Raw genomic sequence first — 15,664 nt, 5'->3', positions numbered from 1 at the left:
CCCCGGAAAATTAACACCAATTCAAGGCACAGGATCGCTTTCCCAGACTAAGCTTCCTCAGCCTCGATTTGTAGCATCAAACTAGCAGAAAACAGAAATCAATCCATTCAATAGGGATCGAATCAAATGTCTATTTCATTAATCAATGTTGCTAAATACTATAAAGGTAAACCTCACCAAACTAAAGCACTAGAGCGACTGCAAGAGCAAATTCTAGCCGTCCGGCCAGACTTGCTACAAGAGAACTCAGACTTCATCAAAGCCTGGAGGACACCTCTACCGGGCCAAGAACAAAAAGCGATCGCAGCCACCACCACCAAAAGCGGCGGTACAGTTAAACTGAACGTTCCTTACCTCAGCCAACTTGACAACGAAAACAATCCCTACGGGTCTTGTAACGTCACTTGTGTAGCAATGTGCATGGCCTACTTCGGTCATCCTTTAATGAATCCGAAAACAGGGGAACAGTTAGAAGACGAATTATACCGCTACTGTATCGACAACGGTCTCTCCCGGCATTCCCCCCAGGACTTAGACAAACTCATGACCATCTACGGCTATGAAGACGACTTTCAAGAAGCGGCAAAGTGGGGAGATGTCAAAAAGTGGTTAGAGTCTGGGAAACCTTGCATAGTACATGGATGGTTTACCCGTTCTGGACACATCATCCAAATTCGGGGTTACAACGAGAAAGGCTGGATCGTCAACGATCCTTATGGACAATGGTATAGCAGTGGTTACGACACCAGCGTTAGCGGTGCTGGCTTAACCTACTCTTATGAAATGATGAAGGATGTCTGCGGCACAGACGGCGATTTGTGGATTCACTATGTTTCTGGCAAAATCGGGCAAAACACCAGCAAACCAGGTCAACCAGCCACGCCCAAATCGGGAATGACGCTACAAGACATTTTGAAGAGTGGTCAGCCAGTTGCTATAGAAGAAGCAGCTAAAGAAGCAGCTTTAATTAAACAAATTCAAATCCGACTGCGATCGCTAAAAATACCAGTAGGCCAAGCCGATGGCAAATGTGGAGAAGCAACAAAAGCCGCGATCGCCCGCTTTAACAAAGCCTTCAAAGCTCCCGAAGATCAAATCACCCCCGCCGCTGCCAAACAACTGATTCAAGCGCCAACAGTACCAGGCTTTGACCCCTTACTGGAGATGATTTCCCCAGCACTCACTTCCGTTATTCTCAATTGCCCACTTAAAGATGCTCAAACCTATCTACCGGGAGTAATGAAAGGACTCCACGCCAAAGGCATCCTTACCAAAGCTACGTTAATTGCTGCCCTCGCTACCATCGGCGTAGAAACCGCAGGTTTCCAGCCGATTAACGAATGGGGTGACGACGATTATTTCACTGATATGTATGAAGGTCGCGATGATTTGGGTAATACCCAATCTGGTGATGGAGTGCGTTATCACGGGCGTGGTTTCATCCAAATTACCGGTCGGGCGAATTATAAATCCTACGGCAAAAAATTGGGTGTGAAATTAGAAGAAAACCCAGAATTAGCTTTAGATCCTGACATTGCCGCCAAAATTCTGATCGAATATTTTTGGGATCGCGAGGTAGATAAAGCAGCCCAAGAAGCTGACTGGAAAGGAGTCCGGCAGTTAGTAAATGGTGGTCTCAATGGTTGGGATCATTTTTGGCCAGTAGTCCAACATCTACAAGCCAGTCTTTGTTAATTACAAATTATCCAAATTCTCGCCAACAGTTAACCGCTAACAGTTAACAGTTAACCTTCACCACTCAAAAATTATCAATCAGAGGTGCATTCAGATGACTATTTCTTTAGTTAACATCGCTAAATACTACAAAGGCGAACCAAATCAAGAGAAAGCTCTCAAGATTCTCCAAGCAGAATTAGACAGAACTCACCCCCATCTTTTGAGAGAAGATGCCGAATTTGTAAAAATCTGGAAAAGCCCTGAAGAACAGCAAGCAACTGGGGCAATTGTAACAACAACCACCGCAGTAATGACCACAACAGGCGGTGAAATAAGCGTAGCAACGGGAACCGCCGTAGCTAACGGCGGTGCGCTTGCAGTCACAGCAACAGCAACAGTTGTAAAAACAACCGGAAACCCCTCTAGCGTTCAATTACCCATTCCCTACTTTAGTCAACTCAACAACGAACAAAACCCTCACGGATCTTGTAACGTCACTAGCGTTGCCATGTGCCTAGTGTATTTTGGGCATCAAGGTTTAAGTCCCAGTGGCGAACAGTTGGAAGATGAATTATACCGCTATTGCAGTGACAATGGACTATCGCGACATTCCCCCACTGACTTAGCTAAATTGATTGAAATTTACGGTTATAAAGATGACTTTCAACCTGATGCTAAATGGGGAGATGTTAAAAAGTGGTTGGCAGCAGGAAATCCTTGTATTGCTCATGGTTGGTTCACTCGTTCTGGACACATTATCACAATTGTTGGATACAACGACAAAGGGTGGATTGTCAACGATCCCTATGGCGAATGGTATGAGTGGGGATACGAAACAAGTGTTAGTGGTAAAGGATTAACTTACACCTACGGAATGATGAAACAGGTCTGTGGTTCTGATGGAGATTTATGGATTCACTATGTTTCTAAGTAAGAGTTAACAGTTAACAGTTAACAGTTAACTGTTAACTGTTAACTATTAGTTTTTAGTAGTTTCAGGGTTTTGTTTAATGAAAGAAGCATTTATTTCCTACTCCCGTAAGGATCTGGAGTTTGTCCAAAAACTTTTCGACAGTTTTTGCCAAGAACAAAGAGAGGTCTGGTTTGACCAGAAAAATATTCCGCTAACAGCAGATTGGCGAAAGGAAATGTATATAGGCATTGAAGAATCGCAGAATTTTGTTTTTATTATCAGTCCCGATTCTGTAACCTCTAAACCTTGTTTAGAAGAGATAGAACACGCTGTACTGCATAATAAACGGTTGCTGCCGATAATGTATCGAAAGACTCCTTCTTCAACTGTACATCCAGCCATACGTTCCCTCAATTTTATTCCCTTTCCTGAAGACTGCGATTTTGATGCCCATTTTAAAACTCTAATAGCAGCAATCGATACCGATCTTACCCATGTCAAAGCTCATACTAGACTGCAACTCAGAGCAATTGAGTGGGACAAGAAAAACCGAGATGTAAGTTTCTTATTGCGAGGAAGCGATTTAAGAGAAGCTGAAAGCTGGATTGAAGAAAGCACGAATAAAGAACCCAAACCAACACCCCTACATACCCAGTATTTAATCGCTAGCGGTCAAGGCGAAATCAAGCGCCAAAGGGCAACAATTGGAGCAGTAGGTGTTGGCTTAGTTGCCTGTGTCGTATTAGCAGCAGTAGCACTAGGACAGCGTGAAGAAGCTATTCACCAGCGAAACTTTGCCAGAGAACAGGAAATTCAAGCTCTTACTTCCTTATCTCAAGCCAAGCTACTGACAGAGGATCAGCTAGATGCGATGACTGCAAGTATCAAAGCAGCTAAACAATTACAAAAGACCAAAAATGCCTCAGAAAAGCTTCAGAATTTGACTAGAGATGGTCTACGTCAAGCGGTTTTTAAAGTACAAGAAAAAAACCGCTTTGAGGGACACACTGCCGAAGTTAACAGCCTAAGTTTTTCCCCCGATGGCAATCTGATTGCATCGGCAAGTCACGACAGAAGTATAAAAATCTGGAAGCGTGACGGCACTTTAGTTGCTACACTTCCCCACGCACAAGCCGTGCGGAGCGTGAATTTCTCGCACGATGGTCAATTAATAGCCTCTGCCAGTTTTGACAAGACTGTTAAACTATGGAAAATAGACGGTACTTTAGTTGCTACTCTTCAGCACAAAGAACCTGTTCGCGGTGTTGCCTTCAGTCCCGGTGACAAAATAATTGTGAGTGGTACTACCAATGGATACCTATTAATGTGGAGTTTAAAGGGCGAATTACTTAAAACTATAGCCGCCCACACTCGTGATATCAATAGCGTAACTTTCAGTCCCGATGGTCAATTAATTGCTACAGCTAGCAGCGATAAAACTGTTAAACTTTGGACATTGGAAGGTGAACTTATACAAACTCTTTCTGGTCATAGAGATAGAGTTTGGGAAGTGAATTTTTCCCCAGATAGCCAGACAATAGCTACTGCTGCTGCTGACAATAATATCAAGCTTTGGAAAAACGAAAATCCGATTCAAATTAGGCAGGAAGAAATTAAAGAATCTTATTTAATAGGAGATGCTTCCTCCACAGTTCCCCATTATTTACCGTACATAACTCTCCAGGCTCATACAAACTGGGTGCGGAGCGTAAGTTTTTCTCCAGACGGTCAAACTATAGCTTCATCTAGTTACGATAAAACTATTAAACTATGGAACATTAGCGGCGTTTTAATCAGAACTTTCCAGGGCAGTAATGGCGGTATTAAAAGCATTAGATTCTCGCCCGATGGCAGCACAATTGCTTCTGGTAGCACCGACGGTATTATTAAACTTCGGAGTATCCAAGGTACGTTAGTCGAAGTTCTTCAAGGGCATCGATCTGGGATCAAAGGTGTGAGATTCAGCCCCAATGGTAAACTGATAGCTTCAGTTGGCGTAGATGATACTATAAAATTTTGGAGTTCTACGGGTTCTTTGCTCAGAAATCTTAACTATGGGGCGGGACTTACCAATGTAAACTTTAGCCCGGACGGTAAAACGATCGCTACGCCGAGCTATGATAATACGGTGCAGCTTTGGAATCTGAATGAGGCCTTAAAAAATCCTCTGGCTGTCCCTTTCATGCAATTTGTAGGACACACTTCTACTGTTAACAATATCAGTATTTCTCCTGATGGGAAACTTATGGCATCAGCGAGCGCAGATGGTACTGTGAAATTGTGGAGCCTGAAAGATGGAACTATGTTAAAAAGCATGGATGACCATCTTCCTGAAGCTACAGACGTGACTTTCACAAAGGACAGTAAAAAATTAGTGACTGTGGGCAGTGATGGTAACGTTAACCTTTGGGATATAGAAGGTAATTTATTGCAAAAATTCCGGGCTCATAGCGAGTGGATCAATGCTCTCATGTTCAATTCAAAGCGCAATATGTTGGCTACCTCTGCTGGCGATAAACTTGTAAAATTGTGGCAATTGAATGCTAAAGGATTGTTTGAAACTACGCCTTACAAAACTCTTGAAGGAAGTAAGGATTGGGTTTTTGATGTGGCTTTTGGGGACTCTGACCAACTTATTGCCGCAGGCAGTAAAGATGGTACTGTTAGAATTTGGAACTTAGATGGTAAGCTGGTGACAACTCTTGATGAGCATCGGGATTGGGTGCTAGCAGTAGCTTTTAGCCCGGATGGTCAAAAACTAGCATCGGCTTCTGCTGATAAAACGGTGATTCTCTGGACTTTGGAAAGTCTTCGACAACTGGAAGTTGCGGAGCGTTCAACTGATATTAATAGTCTACTGGTGCGCGGCTGCGATTCGCTACGCGACTATCTCAAGACTAATCCCAAAATTGAGGAACACGATCGCACTCTGTGTGATGGTATTAAAAAGACAAAAGAGCAAGAGGCTTTAGGATTAGTCCCCAAAAATTAACCTTTGTGCTTAAGTGCTAAGCTAAAAAGTTGTGGATTTTTTTCGATAAAATCTAACAGGATACGCTGGTGAGGCTTCCCAAGCGATCGCACCATCCCAGCGTTTTCTGAATAACGGCTACCTACCCTAATTTCGTCAGGCGTTAACAATGCCATATCCCACCCTTCTTTTAACACCAAATCCTTGACATCTACACTAAGTTGTGCATAGAAAACATGGCGGATAACAGTTACATCTGTGTAGCAGCCAAACTTGTAAACAGAAAGGACATCATAACCTATTTCCTCTTGTAATTCCCGTTTTAGAGCAATTTCCGGGGTTTCTCCTGGTTCAATATGTCCGCCAAATAGAGCCCAGCATCCAGGGTAAGCAATTCCGGGAATATCATCTCGTAACTGCGACAGAAGTTTGCCATCCCTGTACAAAATCGCGATCGCAACTTCAACTTGATTCTTTGTCATTAGTTACTTCTTAATTAGTTCTTAATTTAAGCCACATTTGCTATAGCATTCCCCCAGCATTAAAAAATGTAACAGATAACATATTTTTGACAATACTATAGTTAACTATGGTTGAGCCCAAAAACAGCAACGACGACCCGATAGAAGGTTACGTGCAGATTTATGCAACCCTTTAAACTGCCGGATTTTTATATGCCTTGGCCGGCGCGGCTGAACCCAAACTTAGAAGCGGCGCGAGTACATTCTAAGGCCTGGGCCTACGAGATGGGGATACTTGCTTCAGAAGAAGAATCTCAAGACGAACCTATTTGGGACGAACGTACATTCGATGCCCACGACTATGCCTTGCTTTGCTCCTACACCCATCCAGATGCACCGGGCGCAGAACTTGACTTAGTAACCGATTGGTATGTTTGGGTATTCTTCTTCGACGATCACTTCCTTGAAATTTATAAACGTACCCAAGACATGACTGGGGCAAAGGAGTATCTCCACCGACTGCCCGCATTTATGCCGATACACCCCACCGATACCCCTTCCTTACCCACCAATCCAGTAGAGCGCGGCTTAGCTGACCTGTGGTCTCGCACCGCCTTTACTAAGTCTGTGGACTGGCGGCTGCGGTTCTTCGAGAGTACCAAAAACCTTCTGGAAGAGTCTCTGTGGGAACTCGCCAATATCAACCAAAATCGGGTCGCCAATCCCATTGAGTACATCGAGATGCGGCGCAAAGTTGGCGGCGCACCTTGGTCAGCGGATCTCGTCGAACACGCCGCCTTTGTAGAGGTTCCGGCCCAAATTGCTGCAACTCGCCCCATGCGGGTACTCAAAGACACATTTGCCGATGGAGTTCACCTTCGCAACGATATTTTTTCCTACCAGAGAGAAGTCGAAGATGAAGGCGAGAACGCCAACTGTATTTTGGTTTTAGAGCGCTTCTTGAATGTGAGCACCCAAGAAGCAGCTAACCTCACCAACGAACTGCTCACCTCGCGGCTATACCAGTTCGATAACACTGCGGTTACTGAATTGCCTCCCCTGTTTGAGGAGCACGGACTAGACCCAGCGGCTCGTGTGAGCGTTCTCCTTTACATCAAAGGACTTCAAGACTGGCAATCGGGCGGTCACGAGTGGCACATGAGGTCTAGCCGCTACATGAACAAAGAAGCGGACAATTCTCAGAAACCGCCGCTATTTCCGGGCGGGCCCACTGGGCTAGGCACATCGGCTGCGCGGATTGAATCGTTATACACCACCTTGGGTTTGGGAAGGTTCAAGAGCTTTACTCACGTTCCATACCAGGCTGTAGGGCCAGTGAAACTGCCCAAGTTTTATATGCCGTTCTCTACCAGCTTGAATCCCAATCTGGATGCTGCGCGGAAGCATTCTAAGGAATGGGCGCGGCAAATGGGGATGCTAGAATCCCTACCGGGCATTCCTGATGCCTTTATCTGGAATGACCACAAGTTCGATGTTGCCGATGTTGCCCTATGCGGTGCATTGATCCATCCTCATGGGTCTGAACATGAGCTAAATCTAAGTGCGTGCTGGCTGGTATGGGGAACCTATGCCGATGATTACTTCCCAGCACTCTACGGGAATAACCGCGACATGGTTGGTGCGAAAGTGTTTAACGCCCGACTGTCAGCGTTTATGCCTCTCGATGACTCCACACCCCCGGCTGTACCGACTAATCCCGTCGAACGGGGCTTGGCAGATATTTGGTCTCGCACTGCTGGCCCGATGTCCTCTAACGCCCGGACTCAGTTCCGCCGCGCGATTCAGGACATGACTGATAGTTGGGTGTGGGAACTGGCCAACCAAATTCAAAATCGGATTCCTGACCCGATAGATTATATCGAAATGCGTCGGAAGACCTTTGGCTCGGATTTGACAATGAGCCTGTCTCGACTATCTCAGGGTAGCGAGATTCCGATGGAGATTTACTACAGTAGGTCAATGCGATCGCTAGAAAATTCTGCCGCCGATTTTGCCTGTTTTACTAACGATATCTTCTCCTACCAGAAAGAAATCGAATTCGAGGGCGAAATCCATAACATCGTACTGGTGGTGCAGAATTTCCTCAACTGCGATCTACCCCAAGCTGTCGAGATTGTTAACAATTTGATGACGGCGAGGGCACAACAGTATCAACACATTGTTGATACTGAATTGCCTGCCCTATTAGACGATTTCAATCTGGATGAAAGTACCCGCGAGAAATTGCTGGGATACGTTAAGAAACTAGAAAATTGGATGTGCGGCGTACTCAAATGGCATATAACGGTAGACCGTTATAAAGAATTTGAATTGCGTAATAGTGCTTCTCCAATTGTGCGGCTGCTCAACGGCCCCACAGGATTTGGCACCTCGGCTGCACGGCTTACATCCTTAGTTGGTGCCAGCAGTTTTTCTGGTAAGATGCCATTGAATAATTCCGATCGTTTTGTAGGAAAATAAGTTTTTATGTTGTGGGTTCTTTTGTCTGCAATCGGTTAAGTAAAACCGATTTAATTTTGTTAGTAACTAGAAAATAGAGGATTAATTTGTGACATATTCTAACGATCCTGGTGCAAATGTTGAAGGTCAACAACCCCAATTAAGTTTGGGGACAGCCGCCGCCAGAAATTTGGCAACAACAACCAAATCTGCACCGCAGATGCAGGAAATTACATCCCGGTGGTTGTTGAAATTATTGCCTTGGGTGCAGACTAAGGGTGGTGTATATCGCGTTAACCGTCGGTTGAGTTATACCGTCGGTGATGGAAAATTGACTTTTACCAACACTGGCGCAACGGTGCGAGTGATTCCCCACGAACTTACTGAGTTGCCCTTACTGAGAGGGTTTGACAACCTTGATGTGTTGACTGTCTTGGCAAACCAGTTTTTACAGGAAGAGTACGCCGCTGGCGACACGATCGTTGAGCTGGGTCAATCTGCCGATCGCGTGATCCTCATTGCTCATGGCAAGGTAAATAAAATTGGTACTGGTAAGTATGGCGAGGAAATCGTATTAGATGTGTTCGCCGACGGCGACCATTTCGGCGATGAAACTGTGGTGGAGTCGGAGGATACCTGGCAATACACGCTCAAGGCTATTACCAACACCATCGTGTTGTCACTACCCCAGCAGGCATTTGAGCAGTCGCTCGCTCAGTCTGAGCCATTGAGAACTCATGTTGAGAAGTTCCGCGATCGCCTCAGACAGCCACAGACTGCCCAAGGTGAGGCCTCCATTGAGGTAGCGACGGGTCATCGTGAAGAGACTCCCTTGGCAGGAACCTTCGTTGATTACGACCTTTCCCCTCGCGAATATGAGTTGAGCATCGCTCAAACGGTGTTGCGAGTAAGCACCCGCGTAGCGGATCTCTACAACGAACCGATGAATCAGACCGAGCAACAATTGCGGCTGACAGTCGAAGCATTACGGGAACGTCAAGAACACGAGTTGATCAACAACCGGGAATTTGGGTTACTGCACAACGCCGACCTCACACAACGCATCTACAGCCGTAGCGGTACACCTACCCCCGACGACCTAGACGAATTGCTAGCAACGGTATGGAAAGAGCCAGCATTCTTCCTAGCTCACCCCCGCACGATCGCAGCCTTCGGTCGCGAGTGTAACCGTTTGGGTGTCTATCCCACCAGCATAGATATGAACGGCGCTCAAGTGACGGCTTGGCGCGGTGTACCGATATTCCCCTGCAATAAAATTCCCATCAGCAATACCCGCACCAGTTCCATTCTCTTACTCCGCACTGGTTTGGAAAAACAAGGGGTGATTGGTTTACATCAAACTGGTATTCCCGATGAATACCAACCTAGCTTGTCTGTCCGCTTTATGGGCATCAGCGAAAAGGCGATCATCTCCTACTTGATTACTGCTTACTACTCCGCAGCCGTGCTAGTCCCAGACGCACTCGGTATTCTCGAAGATGTCGAAATCGGGCGCTAAACATTCCTGAGAGAGGTTAAGGTAAACGACTTTTGTCAATAAGTAATTACGCTCGATTTTAAGCGTAATTAACTTATCGATCGAAGTGTTATTGCCTTAACCTCTTAACTCTTTGAGTAGGCACTTTTGTTAGTAAAGGATGAGGTAATGACGTATTCTAACGATCGCGGTTTAGATGTTGAAGGTCAGCAACCCCAACTGAGTTTGGGAACAGCCGCCGCCAGAAATTTGGCAACAACAACCAAATCTGCACCGCAAATGCAGGAAATTACGCCTCGGTGGTTGTTGAAGATGTTGCCTTGGGTGCAGACAAAGGGTGGCACTTATCGGTTGAACCGTCGGTTAAATTATACGGTGGCTGATGGCAGGCTAACTTTCGCCAACACCGGAACGGTAGTTGAAGTAATTCCCCAAGAACTTTGTCAGTTGCCATTGCTGCGAGGGTTTAACGACACTGAGGTATTGAGCGCCTTAGCGAGTAGGTTTGTGCAACAGGAGTTTGCACCTGGTGACATCATCGTAGAGTCAGGTCAGAGAGCCGATCGCTTGTTCTCGATCGCTCATGGCAAAGTTAATAAAACTGTTGCTGGCAAGTATGGCGAGGAAGCTCTGCTGGATAGGCTAGCAGATGGCGACCATTTCGGCGATCGGGCGTTGTTGGAACCGGAAAGCACTTGGAAGTTCACCATCAAGGCTGTCACCCGATGCACGGTATTGGCGCTACCGCAACAGGCATTTCTGGAAGTGCTCAACCAGTCAGAGGCGTTGCAGACTCACGTTGAACAGGTGAGAATTAGTGCCCAACAACCACAGAATAAGTACGGGGAAGCTGCGATCGCCTTGTCTGCGAGTCATGTTGGGGAAACCCAGTTACCAGGGACTTTTGTAGATTACGAACTCTCCCCCCGCGAATATCCGTTAAGCATTGCTCAAACTGTATTGCGAATCAATACTCGCGTTTCCGATCTGTATAACGAACCGATGAATCAGACGGAACAACAACTGCGGCTGACGATTGAAGCATTGCGGGAACGGCAAGAACACGACTTGATCAATAATCGTGAATTTGGGTTGCTACACAATGCTGACCTGAAACAGCGGATCTACACCCGCAGCGGCCCCCCTACCCCTGACGATCTAGATGAATTGATTACCCGTCGTCGGAAATCGAAGTTTTTCCTAGCTCATCCTAAAACCATTGCGGCTTTTAGTCGGGAGTGCAACCGTCTGGGTATCTCAACGGAAAGCATCGATCTGAATGGGAGTAAGGTAATTACTTGGCGCAATGTACCCATTCTTCCCTGTAATAAGATTCCAATTACTAAGAACCAGACCAGTTCTATTCTGATATTGCGGACTGGAGAAGAAGATCAGGGTGTAATCGGACTACACCAAACGGGTATCCCGGATGAATACCAACCGAGTTTGTCGGTGAGATTTATGGGTATTAGCGAACAGGCGATCGCTTCTTACCTAATTACTGCCTACTACTCCGCAGCCGTCTTAGTACCTGACGCACTTGGCATTCTCGAAGACGTTGAAATCGGGCGCTAAGCGAGTCCTCTTCCTTCTTCCTTCTTCCCTCTTCCTTCTTCTTCTTCCTTCTTCCCTCTTCCTTCTTCCTTCTTCCTTCTTCCTTCTTCCTTCTTCCCTCTTCCTTCTTCCCTCTTCCTTCTTCCTTCTTCCCTCTTCCCTCTTCCTTCTTCCTTCTTCCCTCTTCCTTCTTCCTTCTTCCCTCTTCCTTCTTCCTTCTTCCTTCTTCAACCACTAGGCGGAGTGGTTTTTAATTGTTCGATTTCCTCAATATAAACCTCACCTAAATCTTTTCCTGCTAATTCCTTAAACGTAATGCCTTTATAGCGTACCAACCCTCTAATTACCATTTGTTCTCCAATTTGCGGTACAGCTTGCTTAGTTAAAACCCAAATTCTGCCTGTATTATCCTGAAGTTGATATGCACCTGTCCCCAAAAAAGGGGCGCGGCTTTCAACTTTGCCTTTGAGGTAAACTTTGGCTTCTAGTTCCGGTTTTTGTTGAATGTCAGCAATGCTGTTGGCATTGAAATCCAGAGTTAGGCGAGAGTTAGCCAAATTCCCGCAACTGAACAGCCCACCGAAAAGTATTAGCGATAGGGGGGCAATGCGGAATGCCTGAACCCACACTGGTTTGATTGCGGTAATCATTGCTTAAAAGTCAGTAGCAGGACATTTTATAGAAGAGACAAAGGTCTAAAATCTAAAATCGTCAGCCCCTAGCCCATAATTTACGATCATGGATGCCAAAACTACCCACATCTTAGACGGTAAAGCTCTAGCACAAAAGATTCAATCAGAGCTAATCTCGCGCGTCCATTCCCTACAAAGCCAAAAAGGTCGCCCTCCAGGGCTTGCAGTGTTGATGGTTGGCGAAAACCCAGCGAGTGCAACTTATGTCCGCAACAAAGAACTAGCCTGTGCCAAAGTTGGCATTGCTTCCTTCGGGCAGCACTTTCCGGCTGATACAACTCAGACTGAACTCGAACAAGCGATTCAAACTCTCAATCAAGATGAGAGAGTGGACGGGATTTTAGTACAGTTGCCTTTACCTGGTCACTTAGACGCGATTTCCCTACTTTATCAAATTGCTCCTGATAAAGATGCTGATGGGCTTCACGCGATGAATCTGGGCCGTTTGGTAAGGGGGGAGGCGGGTTTGCGAAGTTGTACGCCAGCGGGGGTGATGCGGCTGTTACAGGAATATGACATTGATTTGAAGGGAAAACGGGCTGTAGTTTTGGGCCGCAGTATTCTTGTGGGTAAACCGATGGCTTTAATGCTGTTGGAAGCTGATTGTACTGTGACTGTGGCCCATTCGCGATCGCAAAACTTAGAATCTATCACCCGCGAAGCGGATATCTTAATTGCTGCTGTCGGTCGCCCGGAAATCGTTACCGCTAATATGGTTAAACCTGGTGCTGTAGTAGTAGATGTAGGGATGAACCGCGTTGTTAAAGAGGATGGTTCTAGCCGTTTAACGGGAGATGTTGACTTCAATTCTGTGCAAGCAGTGGCGGAATTTATTACTCCTGTACCCGGAGGTGTTGGCCCGATGACTGTGGCAATGTTGTTGCAGAATACAGTTTGGAGTTGGGAAAATAATCACGGTTAACGGTTAACGGTTAGCGGTTAACTGTTAACGGTTAACGGTTAACGGTTAACAGTTAAGTAAATCCACCTAATTAAACATAAGATCGGGATGGCTAAAAAGCTGACTGTATAAACATTCTTCCTTCTCTCCTAGATAACTAAATCCTTCTTCCTTCTTCCTTCTTCCTTCTACTTACTGACGATTGACCATTAACCATATAAGCGTTAACAACAGTTTTAGTGCTTCTGTACCACAAGACCCGTAAAATGGTTAAATTGGGTACTGCCTTTCCAGCGCATAGGGCTTAAGTGCCAATTCTAGCGGCTGGTTTGCGGCTCAATTTACCGTAAATTACAACAATTACAAGAGAGCAAGGGATGGTATTGGTACGTGAAACGCATTCGCCCCAACCGGAATCCTCTTTCGACCTATCGGTTTACCTAGCTGAGCGTGCTGCGGCGGTCGAGGCGGCTCTCGATAGTGCCGTTCCCGTCACCTATCCTGAGAAGATTTACGAGGCGATGCGCTACTCGCTGTTGGCGGGGGGTAAACGGTTGCGCCCGATTCTGTGTTTGGCAACCTGCGAACTGCTTGGCGGGACTGTGGAAATGGCGATGCCGACGGCTTGTGCTTTTGAGATGAGTCACACGATGTCGCTAATCCACGACGATTTGCCAGCGATGGATAATGATGATTATCGACGCGGCAAATTGACTAACCATAAGGTCTATGGCGAGGATATAGCTATTTTGGCTGGCGATGGTCTTTTAGCTTATGCTTTTGAGTTCATTGCTGCTCAAACTCAGAATGTACCTCCTCAACAGGTGTTGCAGGTTGTAGCCCGTTTGGGCCGCGCTGTGGGAGCTGCGGAATTGGTTGGAGGACAGGTGGTTGACTTGGAGTCGGAGGGAGTTTCAGATGTTTCTGAGGAAACTCTCAATTTTATTCACACTCATAAGACTGGCGCACTCCTAGAAGCTTGTGTGGTTTGTGGGGCTATACTTGCTGGTGCTGAGCCCACTGATTTGCAGCGCTTATCTCGTTATGCTCAAAATATTGGGTTAGCTTTCCAGATTGTGGATGACATTCTGGATATTACGGCGACTCAAGAGGAGCTGGGAAAAACTGCTGGTAAGGATGTGCAGGCTGGGAAGGTGACTTATCCCAGTTTGTGGGGGATTGAGGAATCTAAACGCCGTGCTAAACAGTTGGTGGAGGCGGCTAAGGCTGAGCTGACCATTTTTGGGGAAAAAGCCGAACCGCTGTTAGCGATCGCAGATTTTATTACCAACCGCACTCATTAGGGATACCAAATTACTATGCAGGAAATTTCCAGCAATGTCCTACATAACCAAGTGCTTGTGGTGGCTCTGTTCGCTTGCCTGATGGCTCAGCTTTTAAAAGTCCCTATTGAGTTAGTCAAAAATCGCAAGTTTAATCTGCGTTACTTGGTGACGACTGGGGGAATGCCTAGCGCTCACTCGGCTTTTGTTGGCGCTTTGGCTGCTGGGGTGGGACAGACCGTAGGTTGGGACTCTCCTGAGTTTGCGATCGCGCTGATTTTCGCGATTATCGTCATGTACGATGCGGCTGGTGTCCGACAAGCTGCTGGCAAGCAAGCTCGCATCCTCAACCAGATTATTGATGAGTTTTTTACTGAAAACCAACACTTTAATGAGGATCGCCTTAAGGAATTACTCGGTCACACTCCTTTTCAAGTAATTGTAGGCTTAGGGTTGGGGGTGACAATTTCTTTACTCGCTGGGCCGGCTTATTAAATTAAAAATTAAAAGTTAAAAATTAAAAATTGGGTGACTATTTTTTAATTTTTAACTTTTAATTTATTTGATTGTAGGGCTGATGAGAGTGACGCGGCGGCTGTCTACTAACATTGCTAAAAATCCGCGATCGCTTAGTGTTTGCAGCGTAGATGTGGCTGCATTCCCATCGGTGGTATATGTTGCTAGCAAGTAAGAGCGTTGGTCGTAAGATACTAAGGCTAGTTGTCTGCCTAATGCTTGCTGCACTTGCGCCGCTAATTCGGGCTGATTGACGTAATCGACTAATACCGCATAGCCAACCCCAAGAGGTTGAGGTTTGAAGCCGGGGTTAATAGATACAGGATTGTTGGGTGGTGGTGTTTGAGGGGTGGGCACAACCCCTGGCTGTACGGCATAGGCTGGTAGCCCTATTCTTTCTTGGAAGTACCGAGCCCATTCGTTAACGGCTTGGGGATTGCTAAACCCACCAACTCGCGTCACGGTATCGCTGATATAACGGCAAATGGTGATGTTGTTGGCGTTCTGTGGCAGCGATCGCTTGGCTTGATCCTGTTGCTCCGCTGTCTGGGTAACAATTAGCAACAAATATTCTCCCGGCTGAGGGGGGGGACAGGTCGGTTGCGCTTGAGCATTATTTGGTAAAATTGTCAAGCCTGCCAAGGCGATCGCAGCCGAATTAATTAAAATTCGCGATCGCCTCAGTTTCAAAGTTGAGAAGTGGAATTTAGAAATTGTCATCCCATCCAAGAATTGAAA

General features: G+C 46.2%; 13 protein-coding genes. 9 read left to right on the top strand and 4 right to left on the bottom strand.

Annotated elements, in window-relative coordinates:
• Positions 1 to 126 precede the first annotated feature (126 nt).
• The 3 genes from OSCIL6407_RS0102870 (at position 127) to OSCIL6407_RS0102860 (ending at position 5,582) form a co-directional block, all read left to right on the top strand.
• Positions 127 to 1,695, top strand: coding sequence for a C39 family peptidase (locus tag OSCIL6407_RS0102870; RefSeq protein ID WP_007358462.1), 1,569 nt, complete (start codon positions 127 to 129; stop codon positions 1,693 to 1,695).
• Positions 1,696 to 1,789: 94 nt separating this feature from the next.
• Positions 1,790 to 2,611: a C39 family peptidase gene (locus OSCIL6407_RS0102865; RefSeq protein ID WP_007358461.1), complete on the top strand. Its 822-nt coding sequence runs from the start codon at positions 1,790 to 1,792 to the stop codon at positions 2,609 to 2,611.
• 76 nt (positions 2,612 to 2,687) lie between these two features.
• Positions 2,688 to 5,582: a WD40 domain-containing protein gene (locus OSCIL6407_RS0102860; RefSeq protein ID WP_007358460.1), complete on the top strand. Its 2,895-nt coding sequence runs from the start codon at positions 2,688 to 2,690 to the stop codon at positions 5,580 to 5,582.
• On the opposite strand, the gene OSCIL6407_RS0102855 is transcribed toward OSCIL6407_RS0102860, so the two are convergent.
• A complete protein-coding gene (locus OSCIL6407_RS0102855) occupies positions 5,579 to 6,043 on the bottom strand; it encodes an NUDIX hydrolase (RefSeq protein WP_007358459.1) in 465 nt (154 codons plus the stop codon). The two genes, OSCIL6407_RS0102860 and OSCIL6407_RS0102855, sit on opposite strands and share 4 nt — an antisense overlap.
• 162 nt (positions 6,044 to 6,205) lie before the next feature.
• Here OSCIL6407_RS0102855 and OSCIL6407_RS0102850 point away from each other — a divergent pair, with 162 nt between their 5' ends.
• From OSCIL6407_RS0102850 to OSCIL6407_RS0102840, 3 genes are all read left to right on the top strand, one after another.
• On the top strand, positions 6,206 to 8,503 hold the full coding sequence (locus OSCIL6407_RS0102850) for a family 2 encapsulin nanocompartment cargo protein terpene cyclase (protein ID WP_007358458.1): 2,298 nt from the start codon (positions 6,206 to 6,208) through the stop codon (positions 8,501 to 8,503).
• Positions 8,504 to 8,591: 88 nt separating this feature from the next.
• Positions 8,592 to 10,001 carry a family 2B encapsulin nanocompartment shell protein gene (locus tag OSCIL6407_RS0102845; RefSeq protein WP_007358457.1) on the top strand — a complete coding sequence of 470 codons (1,410 nt, stop codon included), beginning with the start codon at positions 8,592 to 8,594 and terminating at the stop codon, positions 9,999 to 10,001.
• Between the two features lie 147 nt (positions 10,002 to 10,148).
• Positions 10,149 to 11,555 (top strand): family 2B encapsulin nanocompartment shell protein, encoded by a 1,407-nt coding sequence (locus OSCIL6407_RS0102840; protein ID WP_007358456.1) that lies wholly within the window; start codon positions 10,149 to 10,151, stop codon positions 11,553 to 11,555.
• Here OSCIL6407_RS0102840 and OSCIL6407_RS0102835 read toward each other — a convergent pair.
• Together OSCIL6407_RS0102835 and OSCIL6407_RS0102830 are read right to left on the bottom strand one after the other, a co-directional pair.
• Positions 11,505 to 11,765, bottom strand: a complete 261-nt coding sequence (locus OSCIL6407_RS0102835; protein WP_026103639.1) for a hypothetical protein — start codon at positions 11,763 to 11,765, stop codon at positions 11,505 to 11,507. The genes OSCIL6407_RS0102840 and OSCIL6407_RS0102835 overlap by 51 nt on opposite strands.
• Positions 11,762 to 12,184 carry a hypothetical protein gene (locus tag OSCIL6407_RS0102830; RefSeq protein WP_019486899.1) on the bottom strand — a complete coding sequence of 141 codons (423 nt, stop codon included), beginning with the start codon at positions 12,182 to 12,184 and terminating at the stop codon, positions 11,762 to 11,764. Before OSCIL6407_RS0102830 ends, OSCIL6407_RS0102835 begins: the two co-directional genes overlap by 4 nt.
• An 88-nt stretch (positions 12,185 to 12,272) precedes the next feature.
• On the opposite strand from OSCIL6407_RS0102830, the gene folD reads away from it, so the two are divergent.
• The 3 genes from folD (at position 12,273) to OSCIL6407_RS0102815 (ending at position 14,905) form a co-directional block, all read left to right on the top strand.
• Positions 12,273 to 13,148, top strand: a complete 876-nt coding sequence (folD, locus tag OSCIL6407_RS0102825; protein ID WP_007356261.1) for a bifunctional methylenetetrahydrofolate dehydrogenase/methenyltetrahydrofolate cyclohydrolase FolD — start codon at positions 12,273 to 12,275, stop codon at positions 13,146 to 13,148.
• A gap of 356 nt (positions 13,149 to 13,504) precedes the next feature.
• Entirely contained in the window at positions 13,505 to 14,431 is a 927-nt protein-coding gene (gene crtE, locus OSCIL6407_RS0102820; RefSeq protein WP_007358055.1) for a geranylgeranyl diphosphate synthase CrtE, read from the top strand.
• A gap of 15 nt (positions 14,432 to 14,446) precedes the next feature.
• On the top strand, positions 14,447 to 14,905 hold the full coding sequence (locus tag OSCIL6407_RS0102815; protein ID WP_007358056.1) for a divergent PAP2 family protein: 459 nt from the start codon (positions 14,447 to 14,449) through the stop codon (positions 14,903 to 14,905).
• 63 nt (positions 14,906 to 14,968) lie between these two features.
• On the opposite strand, the gene OSCIL6407_RS0102810 is transcribed toward OSCIL6407_RS0102815, so the two are convergent.
• Complete coding sequence (locus OSCIL6407_RS0102810) at positions 14,969 to 15,646, bottom strand: hypothetical protein (protein WP_007358057.1); 678 nt, start codon at positions 15,644 to 15,646, stop codon at positions 14,969 to 14,971.
• Positions 15,647 to 15,664: the final 18 nt, after the last annotated feature.

This window comes from Kamptonema formosum PCC 6407 (genome assembly GCF_000332155.1).
GTDB lineage: Bacteria > Cyanobacteriota > Cyanobacteriia > Cyanobacteriales > Microcoleaceae > Kamptonema > Kamptonema formosum.
This window is presented reverse-complemented; position numbering and strand designations above follow the sequence as displayed.

Coding starts and splice junctions, on each gene's coding strand:
- OSCIL6407_RS0102870 (WP_007358462.1), top strand. CDS start 127: ATGTCTATTTCATTAATCAATGTTGCTAAATACTATAAAGGTAAACCT.
- OSCIL6407_RS0102865 (WP_007358461.1), top strand. CDS start 1,790: ATGACTATTTCTTTAGTTAACATCGCTAAATACTACAAAGGCGAACCA.
- OSCIL6407_RS0102860 (WP_007358460.1), top strand. CDS start 2,688: ATGAAAGAAGCATTTATTTCCTACTCCCGTAAGGATCTGGAGTTTGTC.
- OSCIL6407_RS0102855 (WP_007358459.1), bottom strand. CDS start 6,043: ATGACAAAGAATCAAGTTGAAGTTGCGATCGCGATTTTGTACAGGGAT.
- OSCIL6407_RS0102850 (WP_007358458.1), top strand. CDS start 6,206: ATGCAACCCTTTAAACTGCCGGATTTTTATATGCCTTGGCCGGCGCGG.
- OSCIL6407_RS0102840 (WP_007358456.1), top strand. CDS start 10,149: ATGACGTATTCTAACGATCGCGGTTTAGATGTTGAAGGTCAGCAACCC.
- OSCIL6407_RS0102830 (WP_019486899.1), bottom strand. CDS start 12,184: ATGATTACCGCAATCAAACCAGTGTGGGTTCAGGCATTCCGCATTGCC.
- folD (WP_007356261.1), top strand. CDS start 12,273: ATGGATGCCAAAACTACCCACATCTTAGACGGTAAAGCTCTAGCACAA.
- crtE (WP_007358055.1), top strand. CDS start 13,505: ATGGTATTGGTACGTGAAACGCATTCGCCCCAACCGGAATCCTCTTTC.
- OSCIL6407_RS0102815 (WP_007358056.1), top strand. CDS start 14,447: ATGCAGGAAATTTCCAGCAATGTCCTACATAACCAAGTGCTTGTGGTG.
- OSCIL6407_RS0102810 (WP_007358057.1), bottom strand. CDS start 15,646: ATGACAATTTCTAAATTCCACTTCTCAACTTTGAAACTGAGGCGATCG.